Below are 18,000 nucleotides of genomic sequence, written 5' to 3'. Positions count from 1 at the left end.
GAGCCTGGAATGGAGCCGCCAGATGGAGAGTCCCAGCCGTACCGCGCTGATCGAGGACCTGATGGGGCGCTTCCCGCACGTGCCCCGGGAAGCCGTGATCAAGGAAGACCTCCTGCGGGGCGGCATGGCCTTCGACGAGTCCGCGCTCAGCGGAGGCGCCGACGGGGCTTCGGGCGACGTCAAGCCGAAGTCGTACTTCATCTTCTCCTTCGACCACCGCACCCTCCCGGAGCTCGGCGCCGCCGCACTGAACCGGCCCCCCGAGGAGATCGTCCTCACGGGCGGCCCGTACGAACTGCGCCGCACCGTGGTCTCCGTACGGGTCAACCCGGACTCCCCGTACGTGGTGCGCGGCGGGGAGTCCGGCGCGCTCGGCCTGTACCTGGACGGCGTACGGATCGCGGACGTCGGCCTGCCGCCGATGCCGGAGTACTACCGGCACGAGCTGTCGAACGGCAAGTCGGTGATGGAGGTCGCGCCGACCATCCAGTGGGGCTACCTCATCTACCTGACGGTCTTCCGGGTGTGCCAGTACTTCGGTGCCAAGGAGGAGTGCCAGTTCTGCGACATCAACCACAACTGGCGCCAGCACAAGGCGGCCGGCCGCCCCTACACCGGTGTGAAGCCGGTCGAGGAGGTGCTGGAGGCGCTGGAGATCATCGACCGGTACGACACCGCGGGCATCTCCCGGGCCTACACCCTCACGGGAGGCTCGATCACCTCCAAGGTCGGCGGCCGCGACGAGGCCGACTTCTACGGCCAGTACGCCAAGGCCATCGAGGAGCGCTTCCCCGGCCGCTGGACCGGAAAGGTCGTCGCGCAGGCACTGCCCCGCGACGCCGTGCAGCGCTTCCACGACCACGGCGTCAAGATCTACCACCCCAACTTCGAGGTGTGGGACGAGTACCTGTTCAAGCTCCACTGCCCCGGCAAGGAGCGCTACGTCGGCCGCGACGAATGGCACCGCAGGATCCTGGACTCCACGGAGGTGTTCGGCCCGCGCAATGTGATCCCGAACTTCGTGGCGGGCATCGAGATGGCCGAGCCCTTCGGGTTCACCAAGGTGAGCGAGGCGATCGCGTCCACCCAGGAGGGCCTGCGGTTCTTCATGTCGCACGGAGTCGTCCCGCGCTTCACCACCTGGTGTCCGGAGCCGACGACCCCGCTGGGCAAGGCCAATCCGCTGGGCGCCCCCCTCGAGTACCACGTCCGCCTGCTGGAGACCTACCGGGCAACGCTGGAGGAGTTCGGCCTGAGCTCCCCGCCCGGCTACGGCCCGGCCGGCCCCGGGCGTGCGGTGTTCTCCGTCTCCTCCTTCATGGACAGCCTCGAGGGGCTGGAGGAGAAGGAGGAGACCGAGTAGCTCAGAGGTCGAGGACCAGGTCCGAAGTGGGCAGGGACTGGCAGGTCAGGACGTCGGTGTCGGGCAGGTCCTCCGAGGGGGCCACCAGGTGGGCGGCCGTGCCCTTGAGCACGGTGCAGGCACAGCTCTCGCACTGCCCGACCCGGCAGCCGCTCGGCATGGCCACCCCGGCCGCCTCGCCGAGGGCGAGGAGCGGGCCGTCGTCCTTGCGCCAGGTGGCGCTGCGCCCGGACCGGGCGAAGGTGACGGTGTACTCGGCGTCGTCGGGCACGGTCACCTCCCGCCGGGCCGGGCGGAACTTCTCGCTGAACACCTCGAAGCGGGGGACACCGCGCGCGATCAGCGCCCCGGTGAGAGCGTCGAGCATGGGCTGCGGACCGCACATGTAGAAGCGGGCGCGGCGGGCGATGAGACCGGGGTCGATGTCGTCGACCGTGATGAACCCCGTGCGGTCGAAGTCGCGGCCGAGGACGTCCTCCGTACGGGGAGCGGCGTAGTGGTCCACGACCGTCAGCGCCGGTATGCGGGCGGCCAGCTCGCGCAGCCGGTCCCGGAAGGGATGGTCGGCCGCGTTGTTGTTGCCGTAGTGCAGGACGACCTCGGGGACCGTGCCGCCGGTGGACGCGAGGGTTTCGAGGTAGCTGAGGAACGGTGTGATGCCGATGCCGCCGGCAAGCAGCACGACCGGTTCGCCGGTGTGCGTCGGGATGGCGAACACGCCTCCCGGGCTCGCCAGGTGAAGCCGGTCCCCGACCCGGAGCTCCTCGTGGATCCGGGTGGAGAAGGCTCCGCCGGGGATGTGGCGTACGGCGAGCCCGTAATCGGTGCGGCCTTCCGCGAGGGCGGCTCCGGTGAGGGAGTAGCTGCGTCCGTGGGCCGGGTCCTGGACGGTGCCGTCCGGGTTCTCGGCACGCACGGTCAGGTGCTGGCCGGGCCGGAAGTCGGGGAGGGCCCCGCCGTCCACGGGGGCGAGGCGCAGGCCCCGGATGCCGGGGCTCACCTCGTCAAGGGCCGTCACGGTGAAGGGGCGGGTACCGAGCCAGGAGCCGTCGCCGGGCACCGGGCCGATCCGGCAGGCGGCGGACCGCAGTGGCGCGGAGCCGCTGAGGGGGTCGGTGTCGGCATGGTCGACGAGCCGGTTGAAATTGCTGCCCGACGGGGCGGTCGGGTCGGCGCCGGGGAGGGCGAGGTCGGTGGCGTCCTGCCACCAGCCGTACTCGCCGACGACGACGGAGGGGTGGAGGGAGTCGTCGAAACGGGCGCGCAGCCGGATGGAGCCGCGGCGTGTGGCGAGCTCCACCCACTGGCCCTCGCCGATGCCGTGCGCGGCGGCCGTCCGGGGATGCAGATCCACCGAGGGGTCGGTGGCCCGGCGGCGCAGCGAGGTCAGGGAACGCTGCTGGCTGTGCACGAAGTAGCCGTGCTTGGCACAGGTCAGCACGAGGGGGTACGCGGCGTCCGTGGGAGCGGGGTCGTGGTGCTCGGGCACCGCCGGGTAGCCGTGCTCCAGCAGCCGCTCGGAGTAGAGCTCGACGCGCCGGGTGGGCGTGGCGAAGCCGGTCACGGTGTCCCCGTCCCCGTCCCCGTCGGCCGCTACGGGGGCGGCGTACGTGCGGTAGGCCTCCTCGCGGGGCACCCGGACGCCGCCCGGCTGCCGGCGCAGCTCCTCGACGGTCAGGCCGAGGGGTTCGAGCTGCCAGTTCCAGGCGGCCTCGACGTCCCCGCCGAAGAAGTCCGCCCCCATGCCCAGGCGGCAGGCGAGATCGAAGACGAACTCGGTGTCGCTGCGGGACTCGCCCTGCGGCTCGACCATCCGGGGCCGGAGCTGGACCTGCTCCTGGGCCCGGTGGCTGACCTCGAAGCCGAAGCGCAGGGCCTCGTGCTCGTAGGAGCTGTTGACCGGAAGGACGATGTCGGCGCTGCCGCTGGTCGGGTTGTGGAAGAGATCGAGGTGGACCTGGAAGTCGAGTGCGCGCAGCGCCCGCGCGGTGCGGTCGGAGTCGGGCTGGGCGACGACGAGGTTGGATCCGAAGCCGATGAGTGCACGGACCGGGTAGGGGCGGCCGGTCTCGATGGCCGTGCACAGGTCGCCGGAGTTGACGTAACCGGAGGCGGGCGGGCCCAGCGGGTGCTTGTCGAGGCCGAGGGCCTTGGCACGCTGCTCGGGAGCGAACTGGGCGACCGACGTGGCCGGGTTGTAGGGCGGGGCGGGGGCCACGTGGTTGCCGCCGCGGGTGTCGTAGGAGCCGGTCAGCGCGTAGAGGGTGGCCAGGGCCCGCTCGGTCTGCGTGGCATTCGTACTCTGCCCCACTCCGGTCCACCCGTAGTAGGTGACCGAGGGGGCGGCGGCGATCTCCGCGGCGAGGGCGCGGATCTCCCGCTCGGGGATCCAGGTGGTGGCCGCGACCCGGGCCGGCGGCCAGGCCGCGCAGGCGGTGGCGTACCGCTCGAAGGCGGGCGCGCAGTCGACGACCGAGCCGTCGCGGAGGGCGACCGGCCGGGTGCCGCGCAGCGCGAAGCGCTCCGGGCGGTGGGCGGCGCGAGCGGTGTCGCAGGCCTCGGCCCGGCCGGCCTCCGCGTCGAAAACGGCGAAGCCCGTGCGCTCCCGGGGCGTGCCAGGGAGCTCGTCCGCGCGCAGGAACCGGCCGGTGTCGGCGCGGACCAGGAGGGGAGCGTTGGTCCAGGCGCGGACGAAGGCCGCGTCGTACCCCTCGTCGGCGATCAGCAGGTGGGCGAGTCCCAGGGCGAGCGCGGCGTCGGTGCCGGGCCGGACCCGCAGCCAGTGGTCGGCACGCAGCGCGCTCGTGGAGCGGCGCGGGTCCACGACGGCGAGCTTCGTGCCGCTCGCCTGGGCGGCGGAGAGGGCGGCGGACTGGGCCAGCCAGGTCTTGGCCGGGTTGAAGCCCCACAGCAGGGCGAGGTCCGCGTTCGCGTAGTCGGGCGGCGGGATCGGCGAGCCGAAGGTGAAGGCGTGTGCGACGTCCTTGTGCCAGTTGCAGATCTCCGCGCTGTACACCGTGTTCGGGCTGCCGAAGCGGCGTACGAAGCGCTCGATCCACTCGGTGGCGTCCGAGACCATGGTCCCCGAAGGCGTGGCCACGGCGAAGGCCACCGACTCGGGGCCGGTCTCCGAGGCGATCGTTCCGATCTTCTCGGCAATCTCCGCCATGGCTTCGTCCCAGGAGACGGGCACCCAGCCCGGGTCAGGGTCCGACTTGGGGTTGGTCCGGCGCAGCGGGGTGGTCAGCCGCCGGGTGCTGTGCGCGATCTCGGGGGCGGAGCGGCCCTTGGGGCACATGGCCGTGCCGGTCGGATGGTCGGGGTCCGGTCGCACGCCGGTCAGCCGGCCGTCCTCGATGGTGAAGATCGCGCCGCAGCGCGACTTGCAGAGGGTGCAGAACCCTCGCTTCTCCTCGGACACGACATCCTCCTGGCTCGCAGACCTCTCTTCATTGGACAGTCCGGCGTACGGCACTGACCAGCGGCGATGGTCGCGAGTGGAGCACCGGAGGACCCGCCCGGCCGGGACCTTCGCCCCGGGCCGAACGGGTCGTGCACGCTGCTCAGGGGAGGTTCAGGGGTGTCGTTTGTGAACCAGGCGGAAGGCGGCATAGAGGGCCGCGGCGGCCAGGGCGAGGAGGATGGAGGTTTCGATGAGCTGGGTCGGCCAGTGGTGCGAGGCCGGGTGGAAGTCCAAGTACCGGGCGGTTACGTTCAGATCGGCGGGGCAGCCGGGCAGGTCCTCCATCCGCTCGAAACAGGCGCTCTCGGAAAGGCGCTCGCCGGTTGCGGTGAGGAACCCGGAGTCCATGACAAGGGCTGAGGGCGGCAGCGTCGGATCAGGGCTACCCGCCAGGGGTGCGGTCTGCGTCACCACGGGCAGGAAGGACCAGCGCAGCGTCCCGAGGACCAGCAACACGACGCCCGTGAGCAGACCCGTGACCGCCATGGCCGCCAGCGTCCGCCGGACCAACTGGCCGACCAGGGCGCCGAGGGCCACGCCGAGCAGGCAGTAGCCGAGGAGGACCGGGCCGGTGGCCTCGTACGGTCCGCGATCGGCCCAGTGGAGCTGCCAGGTCCCGCCCACCCCTGCCCAGCCCACGCGGTAGACCCCGATCAGGGCGACCGAGCCGAGCACTGAGACGGCGGCCGCCGGCAGGACCTTCGAGCCGAGCCAGGCCTTCGCCGTCGTCGACTGGGTGAGGGCGAGCCGCCAGGTCCCGCTCTCCAGCTCGCGGGCCACCATCGGGCCGGCGACGAAGGCCCCCACCAGGAGCGGGAGGAACAGAATGGTGTTGCCCGCGTACTGCACGAAGAGCCGGAGCGCCTCCCCCGCGTAGTACTCGGACGTCATGTACGTCCGGTCGGATCCCGGACCACCGCTCCACACGCGCAGCGTGATCATCGTGGCCAGGCCCACGGCCACGAGTGCGGGCACCGCCCGGAGCACCCTGCGGTGCTGGCGGACCGTGACCCAGTACGGCCCCTTCAGCGTCAGTGTGCTCATGCCGACACCCCCTCGGTGACATCGGCCTCGACGGCGAACGCCGGGGCTTCGGGCGCGCGCAGGTGGGCGAGCAAGAGTTCCTCCAGGGACGGTGGGGTCGTATGCCAGGTGTGGCTGTCGACGGGGCCCCGCGGCCGTACGAGTGCCGTGAGCTGGCGGCCCGTCTCGCGGGCCTCGACGACGGTGTGCGCGGAGAGTTCATCGCGGGCGGCGGCGGGGCCGGTGAGCAGCAGGTGCGCCGCGCCGACCTCGTCGATGGGGCCGGAGAGGCGGATCCGGCCGCCGTCGACCAGGAGGAGGTGGTCGCAGGCGCCCTCCAGCTCGGTGAGGATGTGCGAGGACATCACCACGGAGGTGCCGTTCTCGGCGGCGTCGGCCATCAGCGTGCCCATGAGCCGGTGCCGGGCGAGCGGGTCGAGGTCGGCCATGGGCTCGTCGAGCAGGAGCAGGCTCGGGCGTTTGCCGAGGGCCAGGGCCAGGGCGACGCGGGTGCGCTGCCCGCCGGAGAGCGTACGGATCTTCGTGCGCGGGTCGAGGTCCCCCGCCTCGACGACCCGCTCCGCCGTACTCGCGTCCCAGCGACCCGGGTTGAGCTCGCGGCCCATGCGCAGGGTCTCGCCGACGGTGAGCTGAGGGTAGAGGGGTTTCTCCTGGGCCACGAAGGCCAGTTCCTCGCGCGGCACCGAGCGGAGGTAGCCCTCAGTCGCGGACGCGAGCCCGGCAGCGATGGCCAACAGGGTCGACTTTCCCGCCCCGTTGGGTCCTACGAGTGCACAGACCCGGCCCTCGGGCAGCCGGAAGGAGCAGTCGCGCAGTGCCCACCTTCCCCGGCGTCCGTAGCGCAGGCCGAGGCCGTCCGCCTCGATCACGGTGTGCGTCATGCGTGTTCGTCCCCCTTGAAGTGCTCTTCCAGTACGGCCGAGAAGAGCGCGGCCGCGTCGTCCCGCTCCATCCCGGCATCCCGGGCCCGCCGTGCCCAGTCGGCGAGTTCGGCGCGCAGCGGGGATTCCGCCGGGGCGCCGCCCAGGGACTTGCGGATGAAGGTGCCCAGACCCCGCTTCGCCTCGACGAGCCCCTCGCGTTCCAGCTCGCGGTAGGCCTTGAGGACGGTGTTCGGGTTGATGGCGGTGGCCTCGACGACCTCGCGCGCGGTCGGCAGCTTGTCGCCCGGCTCCAACAGCCCCAGGCGCAGGGCCTGTTTGGTCTGCTGGACGATCTGCAGGTACGTGGCGATGCCGCTGCGACGGTCGATGCGGTACTCGAGCACGACAACACCACCCTTTCACTAGGCAAGTAGTGAAAGGGTGGTGCAGGGGAGTGCTTCTGTCAACAGTCCTCCGCTATCTCACGCGAAGGCGGGATCCGGAATCGAGCCGCGCAGCGCCGGAGCGATCCGGGACTGGAACAGTGCGAGGGAGTCACGGTGTTGGGCCTCGGTCAGCCCGCCGGGCTCGGCCTGGAGGTGCAGGACGGTGTGGCCGAACTCCTCGTGGTAGCGGTGCACCTTCTCGATCACCTGCTCGGGGCTGCCGATCAGGGCCGAACTCCGCTCGACGAAGTCCTCCAGGGTCGGGAACACCGGATCCAGCCCCTGCGCGGCGTGGGCCGCCAGGTACCGGGCGAACGCCGGCCGGTACGCGGCCACCGCGCCCTGTGAGGTGGGCGCCGTGTGGAAGCCGGCCGTGCCCGCGCCCACGACCGCGTGCGCCGGGTCGTGTCCGTAGTGCTCCCAGCGCTCGCGGTAGTGGCGGATCAACGCGGCGTACGGGCCGATGGGATGGGTGACGTTCGCGGAGAAGAGCGGGTCTCCGTAGCGCGCCGCGAGATCCACGGACTCCCGGCTCGTGGCGCTTCCGTGCCAGACCCGCAGAGTCTTCTGGAACGGTCGGGGCAGCACCTCGGCGCCGGTCAGCGCGGGGCGGAAGCGCGGCCGCGCCGTCACTTTGTCCTCCCGCCAGATCCGCCGGAACAGCTCGTAGCCCTCGGAGTTGCGCTCCCACTGGTCCTCGGAGGTCACGTCGAACAGCTCGCGCTGCGCGGAGCCGTTCCCCTTGCCGATCATCAGCTCGAGCCGGCCGTCACTGAGGTGGTCGAGCGTCGCGTAGTCCTCGTAGGCCCGCACCGGGTCCAGCAGGCTCAGGGTGGTCACGGCGGTGTACAGCCGGATGCGCCGGGTCAGGGCGGCGACGTGGGAGAGCACGACGGGCGGGGAGGACGACAGGAACGGCCGCTCGTGGCGCTCGCCGACACCGAACCCGTCGAAGCCGAGCTCCTCCGCCAGCAGTGCGGCGTCGACGACCTGCCGGAACCGTTCGCGGGTGGGGGTCGGGGCGCCCGTCGCCGGATCCGTGCCGTCCGTGATCAGGGTGATGGCCAGGAATTTCACGTCGACGCTCCTCGAAAAGGGCGTGCCCGAAAATAGGGGACGCGGAAATGGCGGGAGTATGAAAAGGAACCGGCACTGTTAAATGCGTGTGGCGGCAATGTGATCCGTGCCGCCCGGCGCCCGGAAGGCCAGGAAGAAAGGCCTGTGGCGCACGGTGAAACCGATCGACTCGTACAGGCGGATCGCACCGGTGTTCTCGGCGGCCGTGTGCAGGAACGGTACGTCCCCCCGGTCGCGGATGCCCGCCGCGACCGCGCGGACCAGGCGCGTCGCGAGGCCCCTGCCGCGGAAGCCGGGATGGGTGCAGACCGCGCTGATCTCCGTCCAGCCGGGCGGGCGCAGCCGCTCCCCGGCCATGGCCACCAGCCGGCCCCGGTGGCGGATGCCCAGGTACGTGCCCAGATCGATGGTGCGGGGCAGGAAGGGACCCGGCTTCGTCAGTCCGATCAGTTCCAGCATCTCCGGCACGTCGGCCGGACCGAGCCGCACCGCCTCGGGCGAGGGCTCGGCGCGCAGCGAGGTGTCGACCAGTTGGACGCCCCGCGCGGACCAGACGGTCTCCCAGCCGGGGGGCGGCGTCAGGACACCGGAGAGCGAGACGACCCCGTCGGGTCCGGCCAGGGAACGCAGCGCGTCCCAGGACCGGGGGTCGGCCGGATCGGCGATCGCGGAGAACACGGCGACGTCCGCGGCGTACCGGGCGGCGAGGCCGCCGGCCCGCACGGCGAACTCCGCGTGCGGGCCGGACAACGAGGCCCAGGCGGGGTTGTCGAGGACGTGCGGGGTGACCGGGGCCGCCGGGGTCCCCGGGCTGGTGGGCGCGGGCGCGGGCGTGGGCGCGGGCGTGGGCGTGGTGGTGGTCATGGGGGCGGAACCCTCCTTCCGTGGGATTGCCCGGGCCGGGGACGGCCGCGGGATCAGGAATTGGTGGTGGGCAGCCCGGGCGGGTTGACCTGGGAGGTGGTCACGGCCTCGTCGGAGAGGTGCCAGGCGGTGAGGAGCTGCGCGTACTGCCCGTTTCCGGCGAGGTGGTTGATGGCCTGCGCCACGGGCTCGGCCAGTCCGCTGTCCTTCTTCGCGGTCGCGGCGATCAGTCCCTGGAGGGTCTCGCCGGCGCCGGAGAACGAACCGGCCTTGCGGGTCGGGGCGTTGCCGCTCGCGGTCTGGGTGATGTGGTAGGCGATCGACGGGTTCGGACCGAAGTTGAGGTCGATCTTCTTGCCGCTCAGGGCCAGGTAGACGCTGTTCGCGTCGGGGAAGTACTTGACCGTGATGTCCTTGCCCTCGGACTGGAGCTTCTTCTGCCACTCGAGGAGGATCTTCTCCTGGTTGGTGCCCTTGCTGACCGACACCGTCCTGCCCGCCAGGTTGCGGTAGTCGCCGCCGAACTCCCAGGTGTTCTCCTTCAGGGCCTCGAAGGCCAGGTTGTCCTGCCGGTAGGAGGCGAAGTCGTACTTCTTCTTGCGCTCCTCGGTGACCGTGACGTTGGAGAAGGCCACGTCGACCTTGCCGCTGTCGATGCCGACGAAGAGGTTCTCCCAGGTGGAGTTCTTCACCACCGGCTTCAGGCCCAGGGTCGCGGCGACGAGGCGGCCGAGGTCGGGCTCCGCTCCGGTGAGGGTCTTCTGGTCGGTGCCGACGTAGGCGAGGGGCGGGAAGCCGGCCGGCAGGGCGCCGACCCCGATGACCAGCTCACCGCTGTCGCGCACGGCCTTCGGGAGCTGTGCGCGCAGGGACTCGACGACGGGGACGGACAGCTCGGCCTGCTGCGCGGCCCCGTTGGACAAGGCGCCGATGGTCACCTTGCCGGAGCCCGATGTGCTGCCGGTGGCCTTCGCGTCTCCGCCGCACGCGGTGAGTCCGGCGGCGAGGGCGATGGCGGCGGTCGTGGCGCCGAGGCCTCGGACGAGTCTGTTGCGCAGGGAGGACGGGTGTTGCATGGCGTTGCCTTTCGGGTGTTCGGCGATGCGGGGAAGGCCGATGCGGGGAGGGTGAGGCAGGGAAGGCCGTGGCAGGGAAAGCCGTGGCAGGGAAAGCCGTGGCAGGGGAAGCCGTAGGCAGGGGAAGCCGTGGGAAGGAGAAGGGGAGCCGAGGCGGGGAGCTCAGAGCACCTTGCTCAGGAACTCCCGCGTCCGCGGGTGCGCGGGGTGGTCCAGCACCTGCGCGGGCGGGCCCTGCTCCACGATGCGGCCCTCGTGGAGGAAGGCGATCTCGTCGGCGACCTCGCGGGCGAAGCCGATCTCGTGGGTCACGATGACGAGGGTCGTGCCCCCGGTGGCCAGGTCCTTGATCACGGAGAGCACCTCGCCGACCAGCTCGGGGTCGAGCGCCGAAGTGGGCTCGTCGAAGAGGATGACCCCCGGCCGCAGGGCCAGGGCCCGCGCGATGGCCACCCGCTGCTGCTGCCCGCCCGACAGCTGTCGCGGGTAGGCGCCGCCACGGTCGCCGAGCCCCACGCGGCGCAGCAACTCCTGCGCCAGGGCCTGTGCCTGCGGCCGGGACAGCCGGCCGGTGGCCACCGGGGCCGCGGCCACGTTGTCCAGTACGGTCAGGTGTGGGAAGAGGTTGAAGTTCTGGAAGACGAAGCCGATCCGGCCGCGCTGGGCGAGGATCGCCCGTTCCCTCAGCTCCTTGAGCCGGCCCCCGTGCCGCTGGACGCCGATCAGCTCGCCGCCGACGCTGACGTGGCCGGCCTCGGGCTTCTCCAGATGGTTCAGGACCCGCAGCAGGGTCGACTTGCCGGATCCGGAGCGTCCCAGGATCACGGTGACGGTGCCGGGCGCGACGGTCAGGTTCACCCCGTCGAGGACCCGCCGGCCGCCGAACCACTTGTGCACGTCGTGCACCTCGATGGCGGCCGGCCGCGGGATCGTGGCGGCGGTGGTACTCGCGCTCCCGGTCATCGGGCCGTCTCCTTCCGATAGCGGATCCGCAGGTCGCGCAGCCCGGCCCGGGCCCGCTGGAGGGGAGTCGGCGCCGGGGTGCGCAGGGCTCCGCGGGCGTAGTGCCGTTCGACGTAGTACTGCACGACGGAGACCAGGCTGGTGAGGATCACGTACCAGACGGTCGCCACCAGCAGCAGCGGCACCACGTCGCCGGGATAGGTGCTGCCGAGGCTCTGTACCGAGCCGAACAGGTCGAGCAGGGACACGTAGAAGACCAGTGAGGTGGCCTTCAGCAGGCCGATGAGCTGGTTGACGTAGGAGGGCACGATCGAGCGGAGCGCCTGCGGGAAGACGATCCTGGCGAACTGGTACCGCTTGGGCAGTCCCAGGGCCGCGGCTGCCTCCTGCTGCCCCTGGTCGACGGAGAGCACGCCGGCCCGGACGATCTCGGCGGCGTACGCGGCCTCGCTCAGGCTCAGTCCGACCACCGCGACCACCATGTCGGTGGCGAGCCGCGACTCGTCGAAGGTCAGGAAGGCGGGCCCGAAGGGCACACCGATGCTGAGGGTCGGGTACAGGGCGCTCAGGTTGTAGAGGAAGAGCAGGACGACGATCAGCGGCACGGAGCGCAGCAGCCAGATGTAGGTCCAGCTCACCGACCGCAGCACGGGGCTGCCCGAGAGCCGTCCGAGGGCCAGGAGGACGCCCCCGGCCAGACCGAGGACCGCGCTGTACGCGGCCACCTGGAGGGTGATGAGCAGCCCGTCCAGGATCACCGGGCGGGCGAACCAGTATGCGAAGCGGTCCCATTGGTAGAAGGGATTGGTGATCAGCCCGTGGGCGGCCTGCGACACGAGGACGAGGACGACGATGCCGGCGACCCACCGGCCGGGCCGGCGCAGCGGGAGGACCCGCTCGGCCGGCCCGGGCGGCCCGGGCGGCCCGGAGGGACCGGCGGGCGCGGAGAGGAGCAGTGATTCGGTCAAGGACACTCCACGGCATCGAATAGGCGCAGAATCGAAAAGCAGCCGTCAAGCCGAACAGGAGAGGCCGCCGATATCTCTTTGTCTGCGGCGTAAGCTAGGCAGCCCGGAGAAGGGGTGTCAACGGCCTGGATATCCGGATGCCTGAAGTCGTGTTCCGATTTCATCCGCCGTACATAAAACGCCTCTTGGTGAAATGAAACTCAGCGGCCGTCCGGTGCGGTCACCGAGTTCAGGCGGCCCCGCAGTCCGGCCACCCGGACGCGCAGCAGCCCCAGTGGCGTGGGCGGAAGGCCGCGCGAGCTGCCGCGCGCGTAGTGCCGCTCCACGTAGTACTGGCCCGCGCCGAGCACGGTGGTGACGGCGACGTACCAGAGGGTGGCCACCATCAGCAGCGGGATGACCTGGTAGTTCTGGTTGTAGACCAACTGCACCGAATACAGCAGGTCGTGCACGGCCAGCACGCTGACGATGCTGGTGCCCTTGAGGGTGCCGATCAGCATGTTCCCGGCGGTCGGAACGATCGAGCGCATTGCCTGGGGAACCACGATCCGGTAGAGCGTGCGGCGCCTGCTCAGCCCGAGCGCCTGCGCGGCCTCGGTCTGGCCGGGGTCCACGGAGAGGATGCCGCCGCGCACCACCTCGGCGGCGTACGCGGTCTCGTGCAGGGTCAGGCCGATGACGGCGGTGAGGGTCGGGCCGAGCAGGTTCACCGTGGTGACGGTGAAGAGCTGGGGGCCGTAGGGGATGCCCAGGCCGAGCGTCGGGTACAGGGCGCCGATGTTGAACCAGAACAGCAGCTGCACGAGGAGCGGCGTGGACCGGAAGATCCACACGTAGCCCCAGCTCAGGGTGCGCAGGACGGGGTTGGCCGACAGCCTCATCACGGCGAGCAGGGTGCCGAACAGGAACCCGAGGACCATCACCACGCCGGTCAGCCAGAGGGTCAGCAGCAGCCCGTCGAGCACGGCGGAGGTGGTGAAGTACCGTCCCACCAGGCCCCATTGAAAGGCGTCGTTGCGGACGACTGAGGCCAGCACCATCGCGAAGACCAGCAGCGCGGCGGCGGCGGACAACCGGCGGCCGACGCGCCGGCGGGGCACGATCGGCGGTGGCTCGGTACCGGGGGCGGATGCGGGGGACGCGTGGGGCCCGCGAGGCGCGCCGGAATCGCCGGAGCCGGAATGGCCGGAGCCGGAATGGCCTGAGCCGGAATGGCCTGAGCCGGAAACACCGGAGTCTGAGACGTCGGAAACGGTGGTCATGGAAGTACTCCGGAGAGTGGGAGGGACGGCGGGCGCGGCAGGGGCTGCCGGACACGGCCACGGGTACGGGTGCGGGCACGGGTACGGTCGTCGTCACGCTCGCCGTGTCCCTCAACACGGCCGGACCGGCCTGCGCGCAAGGCGGAGCCGGAACGCCGCCGATCGTATGCGGCCGCGGCACGAACGTGTCAACAGTGCGCGGTTCAGCGGACGGTCGGGCCCGTCCGGCATCCGGTCCGTCGCTTGACGAAGAGAGCTTCGTACTGTTCAAGTAGTCGCATGAACGCCCATCAGCGCCTGGTTTCGCGCGACTACATCGACTTCGGTCGGGTGTGGTCCGCGGCCTGTTGCGCCTGACGCGGCAGCGGGCCGTCTGACCGGCCCTTCCCTCCCTCGGTGACCCCGTTGCGGGCCGAGAACTCCCTTTGCGCAACCGTCCTGCGGGCCGTCACCGCCGCAGGGTACGGGCTGTCGCGAACCCGGACGCGCGCTGCCGCCGCACCCAAATGCCCTGCCCTGCCCTGCGTCGTCACGCCCACACCGTCACGCCCGCACCGTCGCGCACCCCTGCCCGGCCGTCCCGCCCCGCTTCGTCCGCAGCGCCACTCCGTTCCGTCCCGAGCCTGCGGGACTGACGGCTCATCACGCATCGCCGCTCCGCGGGTGGTTCACCCTGCCCGGGCGCGATCCGCCGCTCTTGCGAAAGGCCACACCCATGCCCGTGGAGTTCCTCGGCATAGCCGCCACCAACGACGGCTCCGAAACCACCGCACGATCCGGCGCCGCCTTCGACAAGGAGTACACGCTCAGGCTGGCCAGGGCGCACGAGGAGTACGGCTGGGACCGGGTGCTGTTCGCCTACGGTTCCGGTACCCCGGACCCGGCGCCGGCCGCCGCGTACATCGCGAGCAAGCTGGAACGGCTGCAGATCCTGCTGGCCCACCGGCCCAACGTCTCGTACCCCACCTTCGCCGCCAAGACCTTCGCGACCCTCGACCAGATCAGCGGCGGCCGCCTGGCCGTCCACTTCATCACCGGCGGCAACGACCACGAGCAGGGACGCGAGGGCGACGTCCTCGGCAAGGACGAGCGCTACGCCCGCACCCGCGAGTACATCCGGATCGTCAAGAAGATCTGGACCACCCACGAGCCCTTCGACCACGAAGGGGAGCACTACCGCTTCCACGACTTCGTCAGCGACGTCTTCCCCGTCCAGCAGCCCCGCCCGAAGGTCTCCTTCGGCGGTTCCTCACCCGCCGCCTACGCGGCCGGCGGCGCCGAGGCGGACATCTACTGCCTGTGGGGTGAACCCCTGGAACAGACCGCCCAGCAGATCGAAGCCGTACGGGCGGCGGCGCGGGCCGCGGGCCGTACCGAAGCGCCCCGCATCCAGGTCGCGTTCCGCCCGATCATCGCCCCGACCGAGGAGCTGGCCTGGGAGAAGGCCCACCGAACGGTGGGCGCCATCCGCGAGCGCAGGCGGGCGGGCACCGTGCAGCGCCACCGCAACGGAGTCTCGGAGGCCGCGGCCCCGCAGAACGCCGGATCGCAGCGCCTGATCGCCATCGCCGAGGCCGGGGAGCGCTACGACCGGGCGCTGTGGACCCCGACCGCGGCCGCCACCGGGGGCGCGGGCAATTCCAACGCCCTGGTCGGCACCCCGGAGACGGTGGCACAGGCGCTGCTGGACTACCACGACCTCGGCGTGGACATCCTGTCGGCCCGGGGCTACGACCTGCTCGGCGACGCCGTCGACTTCGGCCGGTACGTGATCCCGCTCGTCCGCGAGGAAGTCGCCAAGCGTGACGCCGCGCGGGACCCCGGACTCGGCGCCCGGTCCGAGGCCGGCTTCCCCCGCCAGACCCTGACGGCGGTGCGCGGATGAGCCCCCTCGCGAACGGGCCCCGGTCCGGACCGGGAAGGGCGCCGGGCTCCGCGGACGCCTGCGCACCGCGCTCGTACTCCTGCCCCTCCCCCTGCTGGCCACCCTGACGGCCTGCGGCTCAGGTGACGGATCCCTTCCGTCGGCCGCCGCCCTCGTCTCTCCCGCGCCGGCCGACGATCCGGTCGCCGCCGTCCGCGCCGTCGAGCCGATCGCCGCCCTGCTCCCGGCAGAGGTGCGCAAGGCGGGCAGCCTGCGACTCGGCGGCTCCGTCGGATCCCCTCCGTCGGCGTACTACCCGAACGGACAGGACAAGCCGCCCGCGGGCCAGGACATCGACATCGCGGCCGCGGTGGCCAAGGTCCTCGGCGTGAAGCTGGAGCGGCAGGACGCCTCCTTCGAGACGATCCTCCCCGCCCTGGGCAGCGGCAAGTACGACGTCGGCACGGGGAACTTCGGCGTCACCACCGAACGCCTGAAGTCCGTGGACTTCGTCACCTACATCAACGACGGCCAGGGCTTCGCGGTCCGGACGGGCAACACCGCCCTGACCGGCCAGGTCTCCGACCTCACCCAGCTGTGTGGGCTGACCATCGGCACCGGCGCCGGTACGACGTTCGAGAAGACCTTGACCGCGCAGAAGGAGGTCTGCGCGGCCGCCGGGAAGAAGCCGTACGAGGTCAAGGTCTTCTCCGAGACCGGGGCCGTGACGACGGCCCTCCAGCAGGGCCGGATCGACGTCGTCATGTCGACGATCAACGGGCTGCGCCACCAGGCCGCGCAGCCCGCCGCGCAGACCACCTTCCTCGGCGAGTACCACCGCCTCGACGTCGGCTTCGCCTTCAAGAAGGGCTCTGCGCTGACCCCCGCGTTCCAGGCCGCCGTCAACGAGCTGATCAAGGACGGCACCTACGCGCGGATCCTGAAGAAGTGGGGCACCACCCCCTCCGCGATCGACACCTCGCAGATCAACCCGGCCGAGCACACATGAGGGACCACGACCGCGACCACAGCCGCGCCCCCGAACGCGTCATGGTGGAGGTCCGCGGCGTCCACAAGAGCTTCGGCCCCCTGGAGGTGCTGCGCGGGGTCGACCTGAAGGTCCGGGCGGGGGAGGTCACCGTGATCCTCGGGCCTTCCGGTTCGGGGAAGTCCACCCTCCTGCGCACCATCAACCACCTGGAGAAGGTCGACCGAGGCTGGGTCAGCGTCGACGGCGAGCTCATCGGCTACCGCGGCCACCGCGGCAAGCTGCGCGAACTCAAGGAGAAGGAGGTGCTGAAGCAGCGGACCCACATCGGGTTCGTCTTCCAGGACTTCAACCTCTTCACGCACCTCACCGTGCTGGAGAACCTCGTCGAGGCTCCCGTCTCCGCGCTGCGCCGGTCCCGGGAGGAGGCCGGGGCGACGGCCCGCCGGCTGCTGGAACGCGTGGGTCTGAGCGAGAGGGCGGACGCCTACCCGCGGCAGCTGTCCGGCGGGCAGCAGCAGCGGGTCGCCATCGCCCGCGCGCTCGCGCTCGAGCCGAAGGTGCTGCTCTTCGACGAGCCGACCTCGGCGCTCGACCCCGAACTGGTCGGCGAGGTCCTGGACGTCATCAAGGACCTGGCACGCACCGGAACCACCATGCTCGTCGTCACCCACGAGCTCGGCTTCGCCCGGGAGGTCGCCGACACCGTCGTCTTCATGGACGGCGGGGCCGTCGTGGAGCAGGGACCGCCCGGGGCGCTCCTGGACGACCCGCAGCACCCCCGCACGCGCGCCTTCCTCGCCAAGATGTGGTGAGGGGAACACGAGAGGGAGGCCACGAGAGGGAGAACACGAGAGGGATCAGCCGGCGAGCCTCCTCAGCTCCTTCAGCCAGTGCGGTGTACGGAAGGCCGCGCCACCGTACATCGGGAGGGCTATGGACTCCCCGTACCGGGCCAGCTGGTCCCAGGGCCGGTTGATCCCGGTGGAACCGTAGCGGCGCACCCGGGTGACGGCGTCGAGGTCCAGGACGTCGACGAGCACCTCCTCGCCGGGGCCGGCCTGCTGGCGGATGGTGCCCTCGGGGTCGACGATCGCGCTGGCGCCGACCCCGGCCGGGTCGGCGGCGTTGACGTTGACCACGTACACCTGGTTGGTCCAGGCGTTGGCGCGGGCGCAGACCAGCTCCATCTCCCGGTCCCTGGTGGGTGTCAGCGTGGGCTGGATGACGATCTCCGCTCCCAGCCACGCGAGTTGGCGGACCGTCTCCGGGAAGGAGCCGTCGTAGCAGATGGCCAGGCCGGCCCGCCCGATGCCGGGGAGCTCGAAGACGGTGAACTCGTGGCCGGGGCGGGCCTTTTCGTACGGCTGCCAGGGGAAGACCTTGCGGTAGGTGGCGACGATCTCGCCCTCGGGCGAGACCGCGATGGCCGTGTTGTAGATGTGGCCGTCCTCGGCGCGCTCGTAGAGGCTTCCCGGGACCAGCCACATCTCGGTCTCCCTGGCGAGGGAGCAGATCCGGTCGGTGAGCGGTCCGGGGATCGTGACGGCTGCCTGCTCCATCCAGTCGTCGGGCGCGGGCCGCAGCAGCGGGCCCTCGGCGGCGAGCAGGAGCTCGGGGGCGATGACGAGTTGCACGTGGGGGAAGAGCTCGTGCGTGGCGCGGACCTGGTCGCTGAAGCGCTGCCAGCTCGCTTCGAGGTCGTGGGCCACAGGGGTGGTCTGAAGGGCGGCGATGGCGAGAGTGCGCATGGGTGTGG

At 71.3% G+C, this 18,000-nt stretch carries 15 protein-coding genes; 4 read left to right on the top strand and 11 right to left on the bottom strand.

Features of this window, described 5'->3' with window-relative positions:
- Positions 1-22 precede the first annotated feature (22 nt).
- On the top strand, positions 23-1,363 hold the full coding sequence (locus tag ACFYM0_RS04435) for a radical SAM protein (protein ID WP_388496374.1): 1,341 nt from the start codon (positions 23-25) through the stop codon (positions 1,361-1,363).
- Between the two features lies 1 nt (position 1,364).
- Here the strand turns inward: ACFYM0_RS04435 and ACFYM0_RS04430 are convergent, their stop codons facing one another.
- The 10 genes from ACFYM0_RS04430 to ACFYM0_RS04385 form a co-directional block, all read right to left on the bottom strand.
- Positions 1,365-4,784 (bottom strand): molybdopterin-dependent oxidoreductase, encoded by a 3,420-nt coding sequence (locus ACFYM0_RS04430; RefSeq protein ID WP_388496372.1) that lies wholly within the window; start codon positions 4,782-4,784, stop codon positions 1,365-1,367.
- A 153-nt stretch (positions 4,785-4,937) separates the two neighbouring features.
- On the bottom strand, positions 4,938-5,870 hold the full coding sequence (locus ACFYM0_RS04425; RefSeq protein WP_388496371.1) for an ABC transporter permease: 933 nt from the start codon (positions 5,868-5,870) through the stop codon (positions 4,938-4,940).
- Positions 5,867-6,751, bottom strand: a complete 885-nt coding sequence (locus ACFYM0_RS04420; RefSeq protein ID WP_388496369.1) for an ABC transporter ATP-binding protein — start codon at positions 6,749-6,751, stop codon at positions 5,867-5,869. The genes ACFYM0_RS04425 and ACFYM0_RS04420 overlap by 4 nt, the downstream gene beginning before the upstream one ends.
- A complete protein-coding gene (locus ACFYM0_RS04415) occupies positions 6,748-7,137 on the bottom strand; it encodes a GntR family transcriptional regulator (RefSeq protein WP_388496368.1) in 390 nt (129 codons plus the stop codon). Before ACFYM0_RS04415 ends, ACFYM0_RS04420 begins: the two co-directional genes overlap by 4 nt.
- A gap of 78 nt (positions 7,138-7,215) precedes the next feature.
- Complete coding sequence (locus ACFYM0_RS04410; RefSeq protein WP_388496366.1) at positions 7,216-8,256, bottom strand: LLM class flavin-dependent oxidoreductase; 1,041 nt, start codon at positions 8,254-8,256, stop codon at positions 7,216-7,218.
- Between the two features lie 78 nt (positions 8,257-8,334).
- A complete protein-coding gene (locus ACFYM0_RS04405; RefSeq protein ID WP_388496365.1) occupies positions 8,335-9,120 on the bottom strand; it encodes a GNAT family N-acetyltransferase in 786 nt (261 codons plus the stop codon).
- Positions 9,121-9,173: 53 nt separating this feature from the next.
- Entirely contained in the window at positions 9,174-10,196 is a 1,023-nt protein-coding gene (locus ACFYM0_RS04400; RefSeq protein ID WP_388496364.1) for a transporter substrate-binding domain-containing protein, read from the bottom strand.
- A gap of 162 nt (positions 10,197-10,358) precedes the next feature.
- Complete coding sequence (locus ACFYM0_RS04395; protein WP_388496363.1) at positions 10,359-11,159, bottom strand: amino acid ABC transporter ATP-binding protein; 801 nt, start codon at positions 11,157-11,159, stop codon at positions 10,359-10,361.
- Positions 11,156-12,115, bottom strand: coding sequence for an amino acid ABC transporter permease (locus ACFYM0_RS04390; RefSeq protein ID WP_388496744.1), 960 nt, complete (start codon positions 12,113-12,115; stop codon positions 11,156-11,158). The genes ACFYM0_RS04395 and ACFYM0_RS04390 overlap by 4 nt, the downstream gene beginning before the upstream one ends.
- A gap of 212 nt (positions 12,116-12,327) precedes the next feature.
- Positions 12,328-13,389, bottom strand: a complete 1,062-nt coding sequence (locus ACFYM0_RS04385; protein WP_388496362.1) for an amino acid ABC transporter permease — start codon at positions 13,387-13,389, stop codon at positions 12,328-12,330.
- 715 nt (positions 13,390-14,104) lie between these two features.
- Here ACFYM0_RS04385 and ACFYM0_RS04380 point away from each other — a divergent pair.
- The 3 genes from ACFYM0_RS04380 to ACFYM0_RS04370 are packed head-to-tail and all read left to right on the top strand — an operon-like array spanning position 14,105 to position 17,056.
- On the top strand, positions 14,105-15,274 hold the full coding sequence (locus ACFYM0_RS04380) for an LLM class flavin-dependent oxidoreductase (RefSeq protein ID WP_388496360.1): 1,170 nt from the start codon (positions 14,105-14,107) through the stop codon (positions 15,272-15,274).
- A gap of 58 nt (positions 15,275-15,332) precedes the next feature.
- The gene (locus tag ACFYM0_RS04375; RefSeq protein WP_388496742.1) at positions 15,333-16,262 is read left to right on the top strand and encodes an ABC transporter substrate-binding protein; all 930 of its coding nucleotides are present in this window, start codon (positions 15,333-15,335) and stop codon (positions 16,260-16,262) included.
- Positions 16,259-17,056 carry an amino acid ABC transporter ATP-binding protein gene (locus ACFYM0_RS04370; RefSeq protein ID WP_388496359.1) on the top strand — a complete coding sequence of 266 codons (798 nt, stop codon included), beginning with the start codon at positions 16,259-16,261 and terminating at the stop codon, positions 17,054-17,056. Before ACFYM0_RS04375 ends, ACFYM0_RS04370 begins: the two co-directional genes overlap by 4 nt.
- Before the next feature lie 45 nt (positions 17,057-17,101).
- Here ACFYM0_RS04370 and ACFYM0_RS04365 read toward each other — a convergent pair whose 3' ends face one another.
- Positions 17,102-17,992: a carbon-nitrogen hydrolase family protein gene (locus tag ACFYM0_RS04365; RefSeq protein WP_388496358.1), complete on the bottom strand. Its 891-nt coding sequence runs from the start codon at positions 17,990-17,992 to the stop codon at positions 17,102-17,104.
- Positions 17,993-18,000 lie beyond the last annotated feature (8 nt).

It is taken from the genome of Streptomyces sp. NPDC006487 (assembly GCF_042870555.1).
Lineage (GTDB): Bacteria > Actinomycetota > Actinomycetes > Streptomycetales > Streptomycetaceae > Streptomyces.
The sequence above is the reverse complement of the archived record's forward strand: the minus strand, read 5'-3'. Positions and strand labels throughout refer to the sequence as shown.